The following is a 20,598-nucleotide window of genomic DNA, read 5'->3' on the forward strand; positions in this document are numbered from 1 at the left end:
ACAAAGGATTAGGTCTCGTCAACAAATTATTCGGCGTGCGTATCGACAAGATGGCCGGCGCCCGCGCTGCAGTCCGCGGCCGGAATCACACCAGTGAAAGCGATCGAGGCCGGCGGTCAGGCGACCGAGACGGCCGCCTCGCGATGCGACGACAGCAGCTTGCGGACGTCAGCGGCCGGCACCGGCCGGCTGAACAGATAGCCCTGCATCTCGGTGCAGCCGAGGATGCGCAGCATGTTGCGCTGCTGCTCGGTCTCGACGCCCTCCGCGGTCGTGGTCATGTCGCTGGCGGCGGCAATGTTCACGACGGCCTGGACGATCGTGGACGACGCGCCGGCCCCGGCGAGATCCTTGATGAACGCACGATCGATCTTGATCTTGTCGAAGGGGAAGCGCTGCAGATAGCTCAGCGACGAATAGCCGGTGCCGAAATCGTCGAGCGCGATGCGGACGCCGAGCTCACGCAGCTGATGCAGGATATCGAGCGCGGCCTCGTCGTCGCGGATCAGCACGGCCTCGGTGATTTCGAGTTCGAGCCGCGAGGGCGCGAGCCCGGACGCCGCCAGCGCGGCGGCGACGTTCAGCGCCAGCGTCTGGCTCTTGAACTGGATCGGAGACACGTTGACGGCGACGTGGATATGTTCCGGCCAGTTCACCGCTTCGGCACGCGGTGTTGAGCACCCAATGGCCAATGTCGTTGATCAGACCGGTATCCTCGGCGACCGGGATGAAATCCGCCGGCGAGATCATGCCGCGTTCGGGATGACGCCAGCGCAGCAGCGCCTCGCAGCAGCTGACCCGGCTGTCCTCGAGATGGAGCAGCGGCTGATAATGCAGCTCGAAGTTGCCGTCGGCGATCGCCTGGCGCAGCTCGAGCTCAAGACTGCGCCGCGCCTTGGCGCGCGCATCCATGCCGGTCTCGAAGAACCGGTAGGTGCGGCGGCCGTCGCTCTTCGCGCCATAGAGCGCGAGGTCGGCGTTGCGCAGCAATTGATCGAGGTCGAGGCCATCGGCGGGCGCGACCGCGATGCCGATGCTCGCATCGGTAGTGATCAGATGCCCGCTGCAGTCGACCGGCTGGCGGATCGCCTGATAGATGGCGGCCAGCAGCTGCATGGTCTGGGTCTGGTCGCGGATGGCGGTCTGGATCACGGCAAACTCGTCGCCGCCGAGCCGCGCTGCGACGTCGCCCTCCCCGAGACAGGAGCGCAGGCGAACGGCGATCGCCCTGAGCAGTTCGTCGCCGATCTGATGGCCGAGCGCGTCGTTGACGCTCTTGAACTCGTCGACGTCGATGTACATGACCGCGAGTTGCTCGTCGGGCCGGAGCGCTTTCAGCGCCCGCTCCAGGCGCTCGCGGAACAGCACACGGTTCGGCAGATCGGTCAGCGCATCATAATGCGCCATGTAGGCGATCCTGTTCTCGGTGCGCGTGCGCTCCGTGACATCCTCGATGGTCGCCACCCAGCCGCCTTCCGGCAGCGGCTTGTTGACGATCTCGATCGCGCGCCCGCCCGGCGCGCGCGTGAGCTGACGCGTGGCCCGGCCAAGCTTCACGTTGCCGATGATGGTATCGCAGAAATCCTCGACGTCGCCATCGAACGAGCCGGTCTCCTGACGGTGCGCGATCAGCCGCTGCATGGTGCAGCCCGGCTTCGCGGTATCGGGCGAGAGCCCGAACATCTCGATATAGGGACGGTTGCAGATGATGATGCGCGCCGACGCATCGTAGAGCACGAGCCCCTGCGGAATGTTGTTCACGGCGGTCGTGAGATTGCGCCGTTCGGCGGCGAGCCGGTCGTCCGAGACCTGGTGCCGCTTCAGCAACAGGAAGACGATCACGGCCATGATCGCAAATGCCGCCATCAACAGGCCTTCGCGCTCGCTCCACTGCGCGGTCGCGCTTCCGAGCAGGCTGCCCACGAGCATGCCGGCACAGAACGCCAGCCCCTTGGTCGAGCCGTCGTCGACATTCCCTGACAATGAATTGCGGTGTTCGATGCGCACGCTGATCTCTCCCCGAGCGCGGCATCGTTACGCGGCACAAATGGAAAGGACGTTACAAGTCGCAGTTAGCAATCGGTTACACGATACCATGACACGGCGCGCGGCCAATCGCACCGCAGTCTCCGTAAACCTACGGAGCCGCCGCTCACTCCTCGGAGATGGTGAATGCGGCGTTAACGGCAAAACCGCGAAACAATCGCGGCTGTGCCGGAAAGCGACGATTTCGCCGCCGGAGCGCGCAACAGGGCGCGATCTCACGACACGACAGAAACAAATCGTCACCGGGAAGGTGTAGATTTAGCCGATACGAACCCCCGGCGACTTAACGGTTTTTCCAGCCCCGGGCTGGCATATTGGTCCGGACATTTAGATTTCGAGAACGAGCCAGGCGAGAACTGTGACATCCTTCGGACGTGTGATCTCTGTGCGCGGCTCGCAGGCCCGGGTTGGGCTTTTGGCCGGCGGCCAGATGCAACTTTCAGAAATGCGCGCGACCGTCGGCCGGTTCGTTAGCATCCGCTGCGCGAGCTCGGTCATCGTCGCCATGATCACCGAAGTGTCGTGCGAGCACCTGCCGCCGTCCGACCAGTACATGGCGACCGCTTCCGTCGACCTGCTCGGCGAAATCCTTGGCGGCGACCGCCCGAAATTCCAGCGCGGCGTCACCCACTATCCGACCATCGGCGACAGCACCGACCTGATCACGAACCAGGAGCTGCGCACGGTCTATGCGCCGAGCGGCTCGGACCAGATCAATGTCGGCACACTGCAGCAGGATCGTTCGGTCATCGCCTATGTCGACGTCGAGGAAATGCTCTCCAAGCACTTCGCGGTGCTCGGCTCGACCGGCGTCGGCAAATCCACCGGCGTCTCGCTGTTGCTCAACGAGATCCTGAAATCGCGGCCGAACCTGCGCATCTTCCTGCTCGACGTGCACAATGAATACGGCCGCTGCTTCGGCGAGCGCGCCCAGGTGCTGAACCCGCGAAACCTCAAGCTGCCGTTCTGGCTGTTCAACTTCGAGGAGATCGTCGACGTGTTGTTCGGCGGCCGCCCCGGCGTGGCTGAAGAGCTCGACATCCTCGCCGAAGTGATTCCGATGGCGAAGGGCCTCTACACCCAGTACCAGAACTCCGACCGGGTCGGTCTCGGGCTGAAGCGCGTCGACCCCAAGCAGGTCGGCTACACCGTCGATACGCCGGTGCCCTATCGCCTGGTCGACCTGATCTCGCTGATCGACAAGCGCATGGGCAAGCTGGAGAACCGCTCCTCGCGCATCATCTATCACAAGCTGATCTCGCGCATCGACGCGGTGCGCAACGATCCGCGCTACGCCTTCATGTTCGACAATGCCAATGTCGGCGGCGACACCATGGCCGAGGTGATCAGCCATCTGTTCCGCCTGCCCGCCAACGGCAAGCCGATGACCATCATGCAGCTCGCGGGCTTCCCCGCCGAGGTCGTCGATTCCGTGGTGTCGGTGTTGTGCCGCATGGCGTTCGATTTCGGGCTGTGGAGCGACGGCGTGTCGCCGATGCTGTTCGTCTGCGAGGAAGCTCACCGCTACGCCTCCGCCGACCGCAATATCGGGTTCGGGCCGACCCGCAAGGCGGTGTCGCGCATCGCCAAGGAAGGCCGCAAGTATGGCGTCTATCTCGGCCTGATCACCCAGCGTCCGGCCGAGCTCGACGCGACCATCATCTCCCAGTGCAACACGCTGTTCACGATGCGCCTTGCCAACGACCGCGACCAGGCGCTGCTGCGCTCCGCGGTCTCGGACGCGGCCGCCAATTTGCTGTCGTTCGTGCCCTCGCTCGGCACCCGCGAAGTGCTGGCGTTCGGCGAAGGTGTGGCGCTGCCGACCCGGCTGCGCTTCAAGGAGGTGCCGCCGCACCAGCTGCCGCGCGGCGAGGCCACCATCGCAACCGTGCCGTCGGTCACCGCCGGGCATGATTTGCATTTCGTCAGCGCCGTGCTGGAACGCTGGCGCGGCGCCACCTCGCATCGCGATACCGCGCCGAACGACCCCGGCCTCAACTCCAGCCTCACCTCGCCTGCGCCGCCGCGCACGATGGCGCCGGCCGAGGCGCCGATGCTGCAGCCATCGCTGGGCCTCGATCCGGATCGCTTCTCGCTGCTGAAGAAGCCGCTGCGCTAGCGGGATCGCGCAAGGCGCCGATGCGCCTTGCGCCGGAGCCGTCATCCACTATGGTTTCGCCTGACGCCGCGTTCCCGCGGCATGCCGGAACCATCTCATGACGCCGCCGACTGCCAAGCGCTTCCCGACACCCGCTCTCGACAAGCTCCCCGAGGATATCCGCACCCGCATCCTGGCGGTGCAGGAGAAGTCCGGCTTCGTGCCGAACGTATTCCTCACTTTGGCCTATCGCCCCGACGAGTTTCGCGCGTTCTTTGCCTATCACGACGCGCTGATGGAGAAGGACTCCGGCCTCTCCAAGGCCGAGCGCGAGATGATCGTGGTGGCGACCAGCGCCGCCAACCAGTGCCAGTATTGCGTGATCGCCCACGGCGCGATCCTGCGCATCCGCGCCAAGAATCCCGAGATCGCAGACCAGATCGCGGTCAACTACCGCAAGGCCGACATCACGCCGCGGCAGCGCGCGATGCTCGACTTCGCCATGAAGGTGAGCCGCACGGCCGAGGAGGTCGCGGAGACCGACTTCGCGGCGCTCGCCGCCCACGGCTTCAGCGACGACGACGTCTGGGACATCGCCGCGGTTGCGGCCTTCTTCGCGCTGTCGAACCGGCTCGCGAACGTCACCGGCATGCGGCCGAACGCCGCATTCTACATGCTCGGCCGGCAGCCGAAATAGAGGGCGCGGTGACGGACTGGAGCGAGATCATCCTGCGCCTCGGCGTGGCGACCCTTGCCGGCAGCGCGATCGGGCTCGACCGCGACCTGCGCGGCAAGCCGATCGGCCTGAAGACGCTGGGTCTCGTCAGCCTCTCGACCGCCACGGTCGTGCTGCTGGCCTTGCAAGCCGCCGCGCCCGGCCAGTTCACCGATGCGGTGAGCCGCGTGATCCAGGGCGTGCTGACGGGAATTGGGTTTCTCGGCGCCGGCGTCATCGTGCGGCAGGGCGACCGCTTTCAGGTCCGCGGCCTGACCAGCGCCGCATGCGCGTTCTTTGCCGCATGCATCGGGATCGTCTGCGGCGCCGGACATTGGCCGATCGTCGCAACCGCACTCGTGCTGGCGTTCCTGCTGCTCACCTTCGGCAAGCGCACCGAGCGCTGGCTGCACCACGCGCTCGGCGGCAAGGAGGACCAGCACAAGTCGGAGGCCGCGCCCGGTCAGTCGTCAGACGCCGGGCCGCACCAGCCGGGCAGATAGACCGCTCCCCCGCTGCGGCCGAGCGCCAGCCCCTTCTCCAGCGCCTTGGCGAAATTGTTCTCCACCGTCTTGCGCGGGATGTGACGGCGCAGGAAATCGGCCCACAGGAATTCGCTGAACGGCGTCGTGTCCTTGGCGAAACCGCCGGCCCGGCGCATCTCGCCGGCAAGGCTGCGGAACGGATCGTCCTTGAGGTCCTTGATCGATTTCGGAATGTCCCTGAAATGCCGGCGCTCGCCCTTGGAGTCGTAAGGATAGACCCAGCGCTTGTTGTCCATCACGCCCCAGAACACGTCACGCTCGACCATCGTGAGATCGCCGATCACGGTGACCAGGATGTCCTTGACGCCCTCCTCGTGCAGCGCCCGCGCCATGTGATGGTGATCGACCACGTAATAGCGATCGTCGGGACCATGGACGACCGGGATCATGTGCTTGCCCAGAAGCTCGGCACGCTTCTTGTCGGACTTGTGCTCGCGCCAGCGCCTCCGCTTCTCCTTTACCTCATGCATGCCGACCGTCATCTGGGTCGGTCGCAGCGACATGATCGGGACCGGTTTGACGTAGGGCTCGCGCGTATGGGCCATGATGTGTGCTCCCGTTTGACCGGCACTCCGGAATAGGTTCCATTATGTCATGATGTCGCAGACAGGTGAAAGAGCCGGTTCGGCGGATGGCTTTGAGAGCAAACGATCGCGTGAAGGCCCGCACGGTCCGCTTCGGCAACCGCGAGGTCGTGACCGAGGGGTTGGAGCTCAGTTTCTGGGCAGACATTAAGTCATCGCTGCATGACGGCATCCTGGCCCGCCTTTATCGGCGGTGCAGCATTGGTGTTCGTCGTATTCAACGCCGTGTTCGCCTTGTTCTATTGGCTCGGCGATCATCCGATCGCTAACGTGCCCAACGGCCAATACATCGACTACCTCTATTTCAGCATCGAAACGCTTTCGACCGCCGGCTACGGCGACATGCACCCGCAGACGCATTACGGGCACTTCATCGCCACCATCGAACTCTTCACCGGCATCTTCTCGATGTCGCTGATGACCGGGCTGATCTTCGCCCGCTTCTCGCGGCCGAGCGCGCGGCTGCTGTTCGCCGACAGTCCCGTGATCTCAAACCATGAGGGACGGCTGACGCTGATGATCCGTCTCGCCAACGAGCGGCATAACATCATCGCCAATGCCACCGCGCGGCTGTGGCTATTCAAGAGCGGCGTCAGCAAGGAAGGCATGGCCTATCGCCGGTTCTACGAGCTGCCATTGGTGCGCAGCGAAAGCCCGGCGCTGGCACTGAGCTGGACCGTGTTTCATGTGATCGACCAGGACAGCCCGCTCCACGGCCTCGGCGCCTCGGACCTGGAAGCCGTCAATGCCGGGCTCGGCCTCATCGTATCCGGCTATGACGACGTTGCAGCGCAAACTGTGCATGCGCGAAAATCGTACGAACATTCCGACATCCGCTTCGGCCATCGCTATGCGGAAATTTTGCGCGCGACCGACGACGGCCGTCTCAGGATCGATTACAGTCGGTTCCACGAGACGATCGAAGGATGAATACCACCTCTGCGCGCACCAAGATTTTAGATGTGAAGCGCGGCGAACATGCTAGACATAAGCGGCGACGCGACCGGACTGACAACAGTGAAGACGCAGCGGCCAATTTCCTCGGATGACGAGCACGTGGTGCTCAAATTCCGGCCGCGCACCTCGGCGCAGCCGCCCGGCAAGCGCGAGCAGCCGATCCGATCGCCCCGTCCCGCTTCCGTTGCCAACGATCTCTCTCGCTATGAGAAGCCGCGCGAGGAGCCGGACGATTTCCGCCAGCGCATGCTCGCCAATATCGCCGCCTTCGCCTTCACCGTGGCGCTCACCGCAATCGGTATCTGGCTGGCCATGAGCATCGCCGATTTGCGCAAGACCCAGGACTGCGTGCTGATGGGCCGCCGCGATTGCGCGAAGATTACGGTGATGCCGCGCAACTAGGCTGGCCGGAACCCTGCCCAAAAACCGCCCTTGCCAGGCCGGCCAAGCTCCATTGAACTAACGGCCCTGCTCCGATATACGGGCACACGACTCCGGCAGCAGCAATAAGGGCATTCCGGGGCAACGCGCCCGCCTCCTCCGAGAGTCCCGGAATTACCTTCAATATATCAAAGGCTTAATGATGTCCTCCACATTCGAGCAGATCGCCAACATTATCGCGGAGACCTGCGACATCCCGCGCGACACGATCAAGCCGGAGAGCCACGCGATCGACGATCTGGGAATCGACAGCCTCGACTTCCTCGACATCGCCTTTGCCATCGACAAGGCCTTTGGCATCAAGATGCCGCTCGAGAAGTGGACCCAGGAGGTCAACGACGGCAAGGCAACGACGGAGCAGTACTTCGTGCTGAAGAATCTCGCCGACCGCATCGACGAGTTGGTTGCGGCCAAGAATGCGGGCACGGGCACGGGCTCGTAATCGCCCATCATGCAGCTCGAAATTTTTCAGCTGATCGACCGGATCGTCGACCTCGACCTCGACGCAAGAACCATTGTCGTCGAGGCGGATGTCCCGCCCGAGAGCCACTCCGTATTCGCGGGGCACTTCCCGGGCTACCCGATCATGCCCGGCGTGTTGCTGACCGAGGCAATGGCCCAGAGCTCGGGCTGGCTGATCCTCGGTCTGACCAAGTTCGAGCGCATGCCTTTCCTCGCCATGGTCAAGGAAGCCAAGATGCGCGGCTTCGTCAGCCCCGGCTCGGTCCTGAGGATCGAAGCCAAGATCGAACACGAAGGTTCAGGCTTCGCCGTGACCTCGGCGAAGGTTCGCGTCGGCAAAGAGCTCAAGTGCAATGCCGAGCTGACCTTCCGCCACATCCCCTTCCCTCACCCGGACTTGCGTGTGCACATGGATGCGATGGCCAACAAGATCGGCTTTCCGATGCAGGCAATGACCAATGGCTGAGAAGGAAGTCTGGATCACCGGCGTCGGCCTGCTCTCCTCGCTCGGCGAAGGGCTGGACGCGCATTGGCAGGCGCTTGGCGAACGGCGCGTCAATGCCGACGAGAAGCGTCTCGCGCCCTACGTGATCCATCCGATCGCCCCGGTCAGCTTCGACGCCCAGATCCCGAAGAAGGGCGACCAGCGCCAGATGGAGATGTGGCAGCGCATCGGCACCTATGCCGCCGGGCTGGCGCTCGATTCCGCCGGCGTCAAAGGCAATCAGGAAATCCTGTCGCGGATGGACATGATCATCGCAGCCGGTGGCGGCGAGCGTGACCTCAATGTCGACCTGGCGATCATGAACGCCGATGCGCAGGGCAAGCTGCCGCCTGCCCTGCTCAACGAAAAGCTGATGAACGAACTGCGCCCGACGCTGTTCCTTGCGCAGCTCTCCAATCTGCTTGCCGGCAACATCGCGATCGTTCACGGCGTGTGCGGGACATCGCGCACCTTCATGGGCGAGGAAGCCTCAAGCATCGACGCTGCGCGGATCGCAGTCGCGCGCATCGGCGCTGGACAGAGCGACATCGCGCTGGTCGGCGCGGCGCATAATGGCGATCGCGGCGACCTCTTGATGCTCTACACGTTTGGCGACTTCGCCCTCAAGGATCGGCATAGCGCGGTATGGGCCCGCAGGAACAACCCGGGCTTCGCGATCGGCTCTGCCGGCGCTTTCCTGGTGATGGAGTCGCGCGAGCACGCCGAGGCCCGCGGCGCCAAGCCCTACGCCAGGCTGACCAGGGTGGTCGCCGATCTTGCCAAGCGCAAGGAGCCCGGCGCCGTGACGAAATCGCTACAAGCGATGTGGCCGAAGCTCGGCGTCAGCGACGACAACGCCATGCTGATCACGGGCGCGACCGGCGCCGAGCCCGCGACCACTGAGGAGCGCGCATTCCTCGGTCAGCACCCCGGTCTCGCCGTGCGCGCCACCGGAACGACCTTTGGGCACACCATGGAGGCGCAGTTCCCGCTCGGGCTGGCGCTGGCAGCGTTGTCGATCTCGCGCGGCGCGCTCTATCCGGCCAACGATCCGACCGGGCTGGAGGTTGAAAAGACCGAAGCGCCAACCCAGATTGTCGTGTTGGGGGTCGGCCACTGGCAGGGCGAAGGCATGGCACTGGTCGAGGCCGTCAGTTAGGGCATGGTCCGGAAAAGTGTGAAGCGGTTTTCCCTCGCGACAAACGCGTAGCGTTTGCGCGGAGATCATGCTCAAACAAATAGCTAAAGCGCGATGAGGCTCATCGCGCTTTAAGTCCGGCGCAAGTACCGACGGGGAAACCATGACAGCACCACGCGATAAATTCGGCCGACCGATCGTTGTCGTGACCGGCATGGGAATCGTGACGTCGCTCGGCGGCGGCAAGACCGACAATTGGAAGCGTCTCACCGCGGGCGAGTCCGGCATCAGGACCGTGACGCGCTTCCCGATCGACAGCCTGAAGACGACGATGGCCGGCGCCGTCGATTTCGTCACCGTCGACCCATTCTCCTCGACCAGCCTGTCGCAGCGTCTGGCCGAGGTTGCGACCGAGGAAGCGCTGGAGCAATCCGGCATCGGCAGCAAGGGCGACTTCCCCGGCCCGCTGTTTCTGGCAGTCGCGCCGATCGAGACCGAGTGGCCGCAGCGGCTCGAGGTCGCGCGCTCCGTCCCGACCAAAGACTTTGGAATCATCGACTATCTGGCGACCTGCAGCGGCGGCAAGTTTGCGCATTTCCATCGCCGGTTCACCTTCGGCTCCGTCGCGCTCAACCTCGCCGAGACCTTCGGCACCAAGGGCTCGCCGATCTCGCTCTCGACGGCTTGCGCGTCCGGCGCGACCGCGATCCAGCTCGGCGTCGAGGCGATCCGCCGCGGCGAAGCCGATGCGACGCTGTGCATTGCGACCGACGGTTCGGTGAACCCAGAAGCCATGGTGCGTTTCTCGCTGCTCTCGGCCCTCTCGACCCAGAACGATCCGCCCCAGGGCGCCTCCAAGCCGTTCTCGAAGAACCGCGACGGCTTCGTGATGGCCGAAGGCGCCGGCGCCCTGGTGCTGGAGAGCTATGAGGCCGCGATGGCGCGCGGCGCGCGCATCCTGGGCGTCGTCGCCGGCTGCGGCGAGCTGACCGACTCCTTCCACCGCACCCGCTCGGCCCCCGACGGCAAGCCGGCAATCGGCTGCGTGCGCAAGACGCTTGCTGATGCGGGCATGGAGCCGCACCAGATCGACCACATCAACGCGCACGGCACCTCGACGCCTGAGAACGACAAGATGGAATATCTGGCGACCGCAGCCGTGTTCGGCGAGCACACGCCGAACATTCCGGTGTCGTCGAACAAATCGATGGTTGGCCACACCATCTCGGCCGCCGGCGCGGTCGAGGCGATCTTCTCGCTGCTGACGCTCGAGCATCAGCGGATTCCGCCGACGATCAATTACGAGGTGCCCGACCCCGCGATCCCGTTCGACGTGGTCGGCAACAAGGCGCGCGACGCCAAGGTGACCGCCGTGATGTCGAACTCGTTCGGGTTTGGCGGGCAGAACGCCTCGCTGATCCTGACGCGCGAGCCGGCCTAGGCCGGCGCCCTCGCCTCATCAGATGAAACGCCTGCTCCTTCGTACCCGTGCGCGTCTCCGCGACGCCGCCAAGCCTGTGGCGGGCGTTGCAATCGGCGCGCTGACGACCGGGCTGTTGCGAACCACGCGCTATTTCGATCCGGACAAGACCGCAAATTTCTTCGGTCACGCCGCGCATTTCATCGGCCGCCGGCTGCGCGAGGATCGCATCGGCCGCGAGAACCTGAAGGCGGCCTTCCCCGAGAAGTCACCGGAAGAGATCGAGACGATCCTGACCGGGGTCTGGCACAATCTCGGCCGCATCGGTGCCGAATTTGCGCATCTCGATCGCATCTGGGACCACGACCCCGCACATCCCGACAGGCCCGGCCGTGTCGAATTCTCCGGACGCAGCAAGCAATTGTTCGATCAGCTGCGGGACGACGGCAAACCAGCGCTGTTCTTTGCCGCACATCTCGGCAACTGGGAGCTGTCTCCGCTCGCTGCCGCGGCGCATGGCCTCGAAGCCGTCGTCTTGTTCCGGCGACCGAACATCGAAGCCGCCGACCGCGCCATCGAACGGATCCGGGCCGTCAATTTGGGCACGCTGGTCCCGGCCGGCCGGGACGCGCCGCTCAAGCTGGCAAAGGCCCTGCAAGACGGCCAGCACGTTGCGATGCTGGTCGATCAGTATCTGACCAACGGCGTTCCCGTCACTTTCTTCGGCCGCAAGACCACGGCGAACCCGCTGCTGGCGCGCCTGCGCCGGCAGATCGACTGCCCGATCCACGGCACGCGGATCATCCGCCTGCCCGACGGCCGTTTCCGCGGCGAAGTCTCCGAGGAAGTGAAGCCGGTGTTCGACGCATCCGGCGAGATCGACATCCAGGGCACGATGCAGGCGATCACCGACGTCGTCGAAGGTTGGGTCCGCGAATATCCGGATCAATGGCTCTGGCTGCACCGGCGGTGGCGGTAGTGGTCCGCTATTGGCGTCACTGACCCTTGCATCCAGGCGACGGTACGTTCAGAGCTGGCTCCGCAAATTCGGACAGTAGCTTGAGTGGATTTTCTGCCTGACAGCGGCGAGGATTCTTGCCGCGAATCAGGAGCGAAGATGACGAAGAAGAGCCGCCGGATGCATTCTCCGGCATTCAAGGCGAAGGTTGCTTTGGCTGCGGTCAAAGGCGAGAAGACGCTGGCGGAGCTGGCGCAACTGTTTGATGTTCATCCGAACCAGATCACGATCTGGAAAAACCAGCTCCTGGAAGGCGCCGCCGGCGTGTTTGGGCATGACAAGGCGTCGGCCGAGACGCCGGTCGATTTGAAGGCGTTACATGCCAAGATCGGCGAGCTGGCGTTGGAAAACGATTTTTTGTCCGGCGCGCTCACCAAGGCGGGCCTGCTGAGCGCAAAGCGATGATCGACCGCGGTCATGATCTTTCTATCGTGCGCCAGGCGAAGGTCCTGAAGCTGGCTCGCAGCACGGTCTACTATGAACCTCGGCCAGTTTCGGCCGAGGACCTTGCCTTGATGCGTCGGCTCGATGAGCTGCATCTCGATTATCCCTTCGCGGGAGCGCGTATGCAGCGATCGTTGCTGCGGCGGGAGGGCGTATACGCCGGTCGCCGCCACATCGCGACGCTGATGAAGCGCATGGGGATCGAGGCGGTCTATCGTCGCCCGAACACGAGTAAGCCGGCACCGGGTCACAAGATCTACCCGTACCTGTTGCGCGGATTGAAGATCGAGCGGCCCGACCAGGCGTGGGCAATGGACATCACCTACATTCCGATGCGGCGTGGCTTCGTCTATCTCGCGGCGGTCGTCGATGTGTTCAGCCGACGGGTCCTGGCCCATCGCGTCTCGATCACAATGGAGGCGGCCTTCTGCGTCGAAGCGGTCCAGGAGGCGTTGGCGAAGCACGGCAGGCCCGAGATTTTCAACACGGACCAGGGCAGCCAGTTCACCAGCCTCGAGTTCACCGATGTGCTGCTGGACGCGAAGATCGCCATCAGCATGGACGGCAAGGGCGCCTGGCGCGACAACGTGTTTGTCGAGCGGCTCTGGCGCACGGTCAAATACGAAGAAGTTTATCTCCGCGCCTACGACAGCGTGTCCGAGGCGCGAGCGTCAATTGCCAAGTATCTGGCCTTCTACAATCAGGGACGCCCTCACTCGAGCCTTGACGGGCGCACGCCCGACGAGGCTTACTTCGGCACGCAAGCTATGGTGATGGCCGCATGACCGTCGCCGACGATTTTGTCGTCGCTCTGGTCGGGCTACGCCCTCCCGACGCAACGACAAAATCGTAAGGCCCCGCGTTCAGCATAACCCGGCAGGAATCCACTTAAATCCCGCGGGGCGCTGTCCAAACAACCGGCGCCAGCTCTTTCCCTCCGCAAGCGACTACCCATACCCGCGATCGCTCGCTGTCGACGACGCCTCCCAAGACTGCCGCCATCGCCAAGGCGCCGCTGGGCTCGACCCGGATACCGCATGTTCCAAGAAGCAGCCCGGCAGCGGGTTGCACAGATTCGTCGTTAACGGCGCTCACCTGAACATTCGATCGTTGCAGAATTTCGAAGGCCCGCGCTCCAATCTGGCGGGAGCGCAAGGCGTCACATAGCGTCTCTCCGGGAGGATCAATCCGGACCGGCATTCCAATCTCGCGGGCACGCGCGTAGCGTTGGTGGGTCGCCGGTTCGGCAACATAGATTGCTGCCGGAATGGACCAAGAACGCAAAGCAAGGGCAACACCGGCGGCCAGCCCGCCGCCGCCACGGGCAACGATCACTGCATCGGACGCTGGGCCACTTGCCTGAATGGCAGCTGCGATCTCCGAACCCACGGTATAGCTTCCAGCAATCATCTCGACGTCTTCAAAAGCATGCAGGTTACGCCAACCGCGTTGACGGGCCTCCATTCGCGCACAATCGACCAACTCCGACCGCTCGACGATTTTTATCTCAGCTCCGGTTTCTCGAGCCTGCTCCCTTTTGAAGGCCGCTACGTCCGCGGGCATGATCAAACAAGCAGGCTTGTCCAGCGCCTGAGCGGCCAGGCCAACTGCAATTGGAAAATTTCCTGATCCTGCGGCGACAACTCCTCGCGCGGCGTTTCTCGTTCCGAGAATTGCTCCTCGAAACTTGAACGAACCGCCATACTGAACGGTCTCGTCTTTGATGAAGATTATTCGCCCAGTCGCCGCGTCCAACGCGGCGCAAGATCGTATGGGAGTCTCCAGCGCTCGGCCTGCAATAAACTCGAGATCGTCACGGACAAAATGAATCAGCTGACTGGGCATCTTTGCTTCTGCGGCAATCGCAACGAACATCGAGGGCTATCGGACACACACGTACACTGGTGTCCAATCAGCTGTTGTGACTGCTCGATTTAACTTGTGAACGTCTGAAATATCTCAGCGCGTCGAGCGCAATAGCACATGATTGCCTTGGTGCGCGCACCCCAGCCCTAACGTCCGGTCTTCACCCGCGTCCACAGCCGGTTGATGATCCGCTGCGTCGCCGGATCGCGCGCCGTGATCACGAACAGCTTCTTCTGCATCGCCGCGTCGGGGTAGATGTTCTTGTCGTTGAAGATCTTCGGATCAATCAGCTTCTGGCTCGCCAGATTGCCGTTGGCATAGGACAGGAAGTTCGAGTTCTTCGCCGCGACATCGGGACGATAGAGATAGTTGATCAGCTCATAGGCCTCAGTGACATTCTTGGCATCGGCGGGGATCGCGAGATTGTCGAAGAACATCTGCGCGCCCTCCTTCGGGATCGTGTAGCCGATCTCGACGCCGGTGTTGGCTTCCGCCGCCCGGCTGCGCGCCTGCATGATGTCGCCCGACCATCCAACCACGAAGCAGATCTCGCCCGAGGCCAGCGCGCTGAGATATTCGGACGAATGGAATTTGCGAACATAGGGCCGGATCTTGATGACGGGATCGGCGGCCTTGTCGAGGTCGGCCTGCTTGGTCGAGTTCGGATCGAGGCCAAGATAGCTCAACGCCGCCGGCAGGATATCGTCGGCGGAATCCAGCATGTGGATGCCGCAATCCTTGAACTTGGCGAGGTTCTCCGGCTTGAACACCATGTCCCAGCTGTCGATCTTCGCATCAGGCCCGAGAATCTTCTCCGCCATCTTGACGTTGTAGCCGATGCCGGTGGTGCCCCACATGTAGTTGGCACCGTAATTGTTGCCGGGATCGTAGGTGGCGAGCTCACCGGTCACCACCGGCCACGCATTGGCGAGGTTCGGTAGCTTCGACTTCTCGAGCTTCAGGAATACCTTCGCGGTGATCTGGCGCTGCAGGAAATACCCGGTCGGCACCACGACGTCGTAGCCCGACTTGCCGGCGAGCAACCGCGTCTCCAGCGTCTCGTTGGCGTCGAACGTATCGTAGACGACCTTGATGCCGGTTTCCTTGGTGAAGTCCTCAAGGACTCCCGGCGCCATGTAGTTCGACCAGTTGTAGAAGTTGACCGTGCGCTCCTCCGCGCTTGCGGAGACAGCGAACAACAGAACCGTGGCGACCGTACCGACGAAGCTGACGAGACGACGGTTCTGCTTCTGCATTCTGGTCTACCTCTTGCGACGATGCACCGCGTCGGACAACCGCTCCAGCGCGGTGTCGAGCGTCGAGTCCTTCTTGGCGAAACAGAAACGCACGACCGACGTCACCGCATCCTGTTCGTAAAACGCCGACACTGGAATAGCCGCGACCTTGTAATGCACAATTCGCCAGCAGAACTCAGCATCGGTCTCGTTGAGCCCGAGCGGCGACAGATCGACGGTGAGGAAATAGGTCCCCTGCGACTGCAGCACCGGAAAGCCGATGCTCTCCAACCCCTTGGTCAAGCGGTCGCGGCTCCGCGCCATGTCCTTGCGCATGTCGAGGAAATAGTCGTCCGGCTTGCCGAGGCCATACGCAACAGCCGCTTGCAGGTTGGGCGCCGTCGTGAAGGTGAGGAACTGGTGCACCTTGGCGGCAACCCGTAGCAGCGACGGCGCGGCGCAGACAAAGCCGATCTTCCATCCGGTCAGCGAGAAAATCTTGCCGGCGCTGCCGACCTTGATGGTGCGGTCGCGCATGCCCGGGATCGTGATCAACGGGATATGCTCGCGGCCGTCGAACACGACATGCTCCCAGACCTCGTCGCAGATCGCGACCACGTCGAACTCCTGGCAGAACCGCGCCAGCAGCTCGAGGTCCTCGCGCGGATAGACCACGGCGGCCGGGTTGAGCGGATTGTTGAACAGCACCGCCTTGGTCTTGTGGTTGAAGACGCTGCGCAGCATCTCCTCGTTGAGCCGCCATTCCGGCGGCTCGAGCCGCAACAACCGCGGAATGCCGCCGGCCTGGCGGATGATCGGCAAATAGGAATCATAGACCGGCTGGAAGCAGACCACTTCGTCGCCCGGCTCGACCACCGCGAGGATCGAGGAGGTCAGCGCCTCGGTGCCGCCGGAGGTGACCATCACCTCGGTCATCGGATCGAGCTTGAGCCCGTGCCAATGACCGTAATGCGATGCGATCGCCTGACGAAGCTCCGGGATGCCCATCATCGACGGATACTGGTTGTAGCCGTTGACGGAAGCGTCCGCGGCGGCGCGGCGAATGTCCTCCGGTCCGGGATCGTCGGGAAAGCCCTGGCCGAGATTGATGGCGTTGTTGTCGCGCGCAGCCTGCGACATCGCCTCGAAGATCGTGACGGGAAGGTCTGCGAAGACCTTGTTCATGGAGGTCATGTCAGGGATCAGCCGCCCGTCTTGGTCGGCAGTCCCGCCGCCTTCCAGCCGATGATGCCGCCCGCCAGATGCTTGTCGTAAGGCAGGCCCGCGGCCTGGGCGGCCAGCGAGGCCGTCACCGACCGCTTGCCGGAGCGGCAGGCGAACACCACCTGCTTGCCCTGCGGATCGGGAATCGCAGCCGGGTCGAAGGTCGACAGCGGCACCACGACGCCATCGGGATAGGCCTCGACGGCAACCTCATTGGGCTCGCGGACGTCGACCAGGAGATAGCGGCCTTCCGCTATGCCCTTTGACACCTCGTCCGGAAACAAATCTTCCACCTTGTGGTCCGCCACGGAAATATCCTCCCGACAATCAGTTGGCGAGCGTCGCGCGGCTCGCCGTTCCGGGCCGCAAAGTCGCCTCTTGCGCGGAGAAAATCAAGCGTCCGAAACGGGTTAGATGCTGCGCAGAAACGCTGGATCGTGGACCCTAGGAGCTTGTCTGGATAGTCGCTGTTCAAATCTGGTCGGGTCTGATTCAACATTGGGCGATGAGCAAGTATTTTCGGCCTTGGAACATCGATCAGACGCTGCTTCTGCCGCCGAATGTGCAGGACTTCGTGCCGAAAGGCCATGTCTCGCGGTTTATGGTTGATCTGGTGCGGGAGAGCCTCGATCTCAGGGAGATCATGGGCAGCTATGTGAGCGGGCTTGGGCAGCCGCCGTTTGATCCGCGGATGATGGTGGCGCTGCTGCTGCATAGCTATGCGAGTGGGCTGTATTCGTCGCGTCGGATTGCCAAGGCCTGCCGGGAGCGGAACGATTTTGTGATGATCGTGGCGCTGGATGCGCCGGATTTTCGGACGATCAGCGACTTTCGCAAGCGACATTTGAAGGCGCTCGGCGCGCTATTCGTGCAGGTTCTGAAGTTGTGCGAGACGGCCGGGCTGGTCAAGCTCGGTCATGTCGCGCTGGATGGTACGAAGATCAAGGCGAACGCGTCGAAACACAAGGCGATGAGTTATGAGCGCATGAAGAAGCGCGAGGCGGAATTGAAGGCCGAGGTCGCTCGCATGCTGGCGGCCGCCGAGGCGGCGGATGCCTCGGAGGATGAGACTTTCGGCAACAGCGACGAACTGCCGGACTGGACCGTCGACAAGCAGAAACGGCTGGCGAAGATCCAGCAAGCGATGGCGGCGCTGGAAGCGGACGCCAAACTGGCGGCGGAGGAAGAGCGCCGCATCGAGGCCGAAAAGGAACAGCAGCGCCAGGCCGAAGGCCGCAAGAAGCCGGGCAAACCGGCGGCGCTGCCATCGGAGGAACCCAATCCCAAGGCGCAACGCAACTTCACCGATCCGGAAAGCCGCATCATGAAGTCGAAGGATGGCTTCGTTCAGGCCTATAATGCCCAGGCGGCCGTCGATGCACATGCCCAGATCATTGTCGCGCAAGAACTGACCCAGCACGGCAGCGATCAGGGCCAGTTGGTGCCCCTGATCGAGGCCATCGAGAGCAATCTTGGCCGCAAGCCGCGGCAGGCCTCAGCGGATTCCGGCTACTGCAGCGAAGCCAATCTCGAAGCGCTCGACACACGCAGCATCGATGGCTATGTCGCGCCCGGACGCGCCAAGCACCCGACAGTAGCGAACGGAAAAGTCGGCGGCCCGCTGACACAGGCCATGCGAAAGAAGATCGACGATGGCGGCTTCGAAACACCCTACCGATTGCGAAAGCAAGTGGTGGAGCCGGTGTTCGGGCAGATCAAACAGGCAAGAGGCTTCCGCCAGTTCCTGTTGCGGGGCATCGAGAAAGTGCGCGCCGAGTGGACAATGATCTGCACCGTCCATAACCTCCTCAAGCTGTTCAACCTCGCAAACGCAGCCTGAGCCTGCTACTCTACAACAAATGCCCGTCACGAAAACATATCTGGACGGGCTCCTAGATCGTGACTTGTGTGCCGACCTCGACCACCCGCCCGGTCGGGATCTGGAAATAGTCGGTGGCGTCGTTCGACGAACGGCTCAGCGCAATGAACAGATGATCCTGCCAGCTCGGCATGCCCGAATGCGCCGCCGGCTTCAGCGCACGGCGGGACAGAAAGAACGAGGTCGACATGATGTCGAACTGCCAGCCGAGCTTGCGGGCAATCGCCAGGGTCTTCGGCACGTTCGGCTGTTCCATGAAGCCGAACTTCAGCGTCACCTTGGAGAAGGTCTCGCTCAGCTGCTCCATCCGCACCCGCTCGGACGGATCGATCCGCGGCGTCGGCGCGGTCTCGATGGTCAGGATGACGTTCTTCTCGTGCAGCACCTTGTAGTGCTTGAGGCTGTGCATCAGCGCGGTCGGCGCGCTGACAGGGTCGCTGGTCAGGAACACCGCGGTGCCGGAGACCCGCTGCGGCGGCCGCTTCTCTAGCATTTTCACGAGATCGTCGAGCGGGAATTCCAGCTTGCGCGATTTCTCGAACAACAGCCGGCTGCCGCGCCGCCAGGTGTACATCACCAAGATCATGGCCCCACCAAGCGCGAGCGGCACCCAGCCGCCCTCGAACACCTTGAGCAGGTTGGCGGCAAGGAAGGTGATGTCGAGGAACAGGAACGGCGCAACCAGCGCGGCGGCGGCGATCGGTGACCATTTCCAGACCCGCCAGATCACCACAAAGCCCATCATCGCCGTCACCACCATGGTGCCGGTCACGGAGATGCCGTAGGCCGATGCCAGCGCGCTCGACGAACGGAACATCAGCACCAGCACGATCACCGCAATGAACAGGAAGCGGTTGATGCGCGGCATGTAGATCTGCCCGGAATGCGCTTCCGAAGTGTGGCGGATCTCGAACCGCGGCATCAGGCCGAGCTGGATCGCCTGCCGGGTCAGCGAATAGGCACCGGTGATGACGGCCTGGCTGGCGATCACGCTCGCCGCGGTGGCAAGCGCGACCATCGGGATCAGCGCCCAGTCCGGGAACATCAGGAAGAACGGGTTCTCGACGGCCTTGGGATCGGCGATCAGCAGCGCGCCCTGCCCCAGATAGTTCAGCGCCAGTGACGGCAGCACGATGGACAGCCAGGCGGCCTGGATCGGGCGTTTGCCGAAATGACCGAGATCGGCATAGAGCGCCTCCGCGCCGGTCACCGCGAGGAAGACTGCACCAAGCGTGATGAAGCCGATCACGCCGTGATGCAGCATGAACGACACCGCAAGGAGCGGATTGAGTGCGTACAGCACCTCGGGATGCCGCGCGATGTGCGGCAGCGCTGCGATCGCGATCACGGCGAACCACACGCACATCACGGGTCCGAAGAAAGCGGCGACGCGCGCGGTGCCCCGCGACTGCACCGAGAACAGGAACAGCAGGATGACCACGGTGATCGGGACGACATACGGATCGAACGTCGCGGTCGCGAGCTTGATGCCTTCGATCGCCGACAGCACCGTCAGCGCCGGCGTGATGACGGCGTCGCCATAGAACAGCGCGCCGCTGATGATGCCGAGCAGTACGATCGCGCCGGCGCCCTTGGTCACGGCGCGCTGCGCCAGCGCCATTAGCGCCAGCGTCCCGCCCTCGCCATTGTTGTCGGCGCGGAGCAGGATCACGACGTATTTCAGCGTCACGACCACGACCAACGCCCACAGGATCAGCGAGAGCACGCCGAGCACCGCATGCGCCGTCACGCCGCCCTCACCGCCGCTGGCCGCGACAATGGCTTCGCGCAGCGCGTAGAGCGGGCTGGTGCCGATGTCGCCGTAGACGACACCGATGCTGCCGAGCATCAGCGCCTTGAAGGTGGCGGTGGAATGCGCCTCGCCATGGCCATTTGCCGCCGGCGCTTCCGCCGCGGTGATCGCACTCTCGGATGACATGGGAAGCTGCGCCTCTGTCTTCTGCCGCACCGCACAATGCCGGGTCGCAGGGCTATACTCCCGGCAGGAATGCATAGGTTAGCCCGGATTCAGGCCTCCGCCA

The 20,598-nt window shown here is 63.5% G+C and carries 18 protein-coding genes and 1 pseudogene; 12 read left to right on the top strand and 7 right to left on the bottom strand.

Annotated elements, in window-relative coordinates; translation table 11 throughout:
* Positions 1–116: 116 nt before the first annotated feature.
* Positions 117–1,905: pseudogene (locus tag HAP54_RS40340) on the bottom strand (putative bifunctional diguanylate cyclase/phosphodiesterase); the annotation flags it as partial.
* Positions 1,906–2,404: 499 nt separating this feature from the next.
* Here HAP54_RS40340 and HAP54_RS40345 point away from each other — a divergent pair.
* The 3 genes from HAP54_RS40345 to HAP54_RS40355 all read left to right on the top strand — a co-directional run bounded on the left by HAP54_RS40345 (position 2,405) and on the right by HAP54_RS40355 (position 5,362).
* Positions 2,405–4,165 (top strand): ATP-binding protein, encoded by a 1,761-nt coding sequence (locus HAP54_RS40345; RefSeq protein WP_166296768.1) that lies wholly within the window; start codon positions 2,405–2,407, stop codon positions 4,163–4,165.
* 97 nt (positions 4,166–4,262) lie between these two features.
* Positions 4,263–4,841, top strand: a complete 579-nt coding sequence (locus HAP54_RS40350) for a peroxidase-related enzyme (protein ID WP_166296770.1) — start codon at positions 4,263–4,265, stop codon at positions 4,839–4,841.
* Between the two features lie 8 nt (positions 4,842–4,849).
* Positions 4,850–5,362 carry an MgtC/SapB family protein gene (locus HAP54_RS40355; protein ID WP_166296772.1) on the top strand — a complete coding sequence of 171 codons (513 nt, stop codon included), beginning with the start codon at positions 4,850–4,852 and terminating at the stop codon, positions 5,360–5,362.
* Here the strand turns inward: HAP54_RS40355 and HAP54_RS40360 are convergent.
* Positions 5,323–5,949, bottom strand: a complete 627-nt coding sequence (locus HAP54_RS40360; RefSeq protein WP_166296774.1) for a ParB-like protein — start codon at positions 5,947–5,949, stop codon at positions 5,323–5,325. The genes HAP54_RS40355 and HAP54_RS40360 overlap by 40 nt on opposite strands.
* Positions 5,950–6,150: 201 nt before the next feature.
* Here HAP54_RS40360 and HAP54_RS40365 point away from each other — a divergent pair, with 201 nt between their 5' ends.
* From HAP54_RS40365 to HAP54_RS40400, 8 genes are all read left to right on the top strand, one after another.
* Positions 6,151–6,918 (top strand): ion channel, encoded by a 768-nt coding sequence (locus tag HAP54_RS40365; protein ID WP_224741574.1) that lies wholly within the window; start codon positions 6,151–6,153, stop codon positions 6,916–6,918.
* Between the two features lie 87 nt (positions 6,919–7,005).
* On the top strand, positions 7,006–7,347 hold the full coding sequence (locus tag HAP54_RS40370) for a hypothetical protein (RefSeq protein WP_166306905.1): 342 nt from the start codon (positions 7,006–7,008) through the stop codon (positions 7,345–7,347).
* A gap of 181 nt (positions 7,348–7,528) precedes the next feature.
* Positions 7,529–7,828, top strand: a complete 300-nt coding sequence (locus HAP54_RS40375; RefSeq protein WP_024582229.1) for an acyl carrier protein — start codon at positions 7,529–7,531, stop codon at positions 7,826–7,828.
* Positions 7,829–7,837: 9 nt separating this feature from the next.
* A complete protein-coding gene (locus HAP54_RS40380; RefSeq protein ID WP_166296776.1) occupies positions 7,838–8,314 on the top strand; it encodes a 3-hydroxyacyl-ACP dehydratase FabZ family protein in 477 nt (158 codons plus the stop codon).
* Complete coding sequence (locus HAP54_RS40385) at positions 8,307–9,491, top strand: beta-ketoacyl-ACP synthase (protein ID WP_166296778.1); 1,185 nt, start codon at positions 8,307–8,309, stop codon at positions 9,489–9,491. Before HAP54_RS40380 ends, HAP54_RS40385 begins: the two co-directional genes overlap by 8 nt.
* A 142-nt stretch (positions 9,492–9,633) precedes the next feature.
* Positions 9,634–10,911, top strand: coding sequence for a beta-ketoacyl-ACP synthase (locus HAP54_RS40390; protein WP_166296780.1), 1,278 nt, complete (start codon positions 9,634–9,636; stop codon positions 10,909–10,911).
* 22 nt (positions 10,912–10,933) lie between these two features.
* Positions 10,934–11,869 carry a lipid A biosynthesis lauroyl acyltransferase gene (locus tag HAP54_RS40395; RefSeq protein ID WP_166296782.1) on the top strand — a complete coding sequence of 312 codons (936 nt, stop codon included), beginning with the start codon at positions 10,934–10,936 and terminating at the stop codon, positions 11,867–11,869.
* Between the two features lie 138 nt (positions 11,870–12,007).
* Positions 12,008–13,137, top strand: a protein-coding gene (locus tag HAP54_RS40400) for an IS3-like element ISRj2 family transposase (RefSeq protein WP_166296389.1) whose coding sequence is annotated in 2 segments (ribosomal slippage) — positions 12,008–12,260 and positions 12,260–13,137 — 1,131 coding nt in all. Because the reading frame shifts where the segments join, the coding sequence is not laid out codon by codon here.
* A gap of 103 nt (positions 13,138–13,240) precedes the next feature.
* Here the strand turns inward: HAP54_RS40400 and HAP54_RS40405 are convergent.
* The 4 genes from HAP54_RS40405 to HAP54_RS40420 form a co-directional block, all read right to left on the bottom strand.
* On the bottom strand, positions 13,241–14,227 hold the full coding sequence (locus HAP54_RS40405) for a pyridoxal-phosphate dependent enzyme (protein WP_166296784.1): 987 nt from the start codon (positions 14,225–14,227) through the stop codon (positions 13,241–13,243).
* Between the two features lie 137 nt (positions 14,228–14,364).
* Positions 14,365–15,474, bottom strand: a complete 1,110-nt coding sequence (locus tag HAP54_RS40410) for a polyamine ABC transporter substrate-binding protein (RefSeq protein WP_166296786.1) — start codon at positions 15,472–15,474, stop codon at positions 14,365–14,367.
* 6 nt (positions 15,475–15,480) lie between these two features.
* The gene (locus HAP54_RS40415) at positions 15,481–16,647 is read right to left on the bottom strand and encodes an aminotransferase (RefSeq protein ID WP_166296787.1); all 1,167 of its coding nucleotides are present in this window, start codon (positions 16,645–16,647) and stop codon (positions 15,481–15,483) included.
* Positions 16,648–16,655: 8 nt separating this feature from the next.
* Positions 16,656–16,985 carry a rhodanese-like domain-containing protein gene (locus tag HAP54_RS40420; RefSeq protein ID WP_016848419.1) on the bottom strand — a complete coding sequence of 110 codons (330 nt, stop codon included), beginning with the start codon at positions 16,983–16,985 and terminating at the stop codon, positions 16,656–16,658.
* A 197-nt stretch (positions 16,986–17,182) separates the two neighbouring features.
* Between HAP54_RS40420 and HAP54_RS40425 the strand changes: the two genes are divergently transcribed.
* Positions 17,183–18,517 carry an IS1182 family transposase gene (locus tag HAP54_RS40425; RefSeq protein WP_166202952.1) on the top strand — a complete coding sequence of 445 codons (1,335 nt, stop codon included), beginning with the start codon at positions 17,183–17,185 and terminating at the stop codon, positions 18,515–18,517.
* 52 nt (positions 18,518–18,569) lie between these two features.
* Here the strand turns inward: HAP54_RS40425 and HAP54_RS40430 are convergent, their stop codons facing one another.
* Positions 18,570–20,495, bottom strand: coding sequence for a potassium transporter Kup (locus HAP54_RS40430; RefSeq protein ID WP_166296788.1), 1,926 nt, complete (start codon positions 20,493–20,495; stop codon positions 18,570–18,572).
* Between the last annotated feature and the right edge of the window lie 103 nt (positions 20,496–20,598).

This window comes from Bradyrhizobium sp. 2S1 (genome assembly GCF_011516625.5).
GTDB lineage: Bacteria > Pseudomonadota > Alphaproteobacteria > Rhizobiales > Xanthobacteraceae > Bradyrhizobium > Bradyrhizobium septentrionale.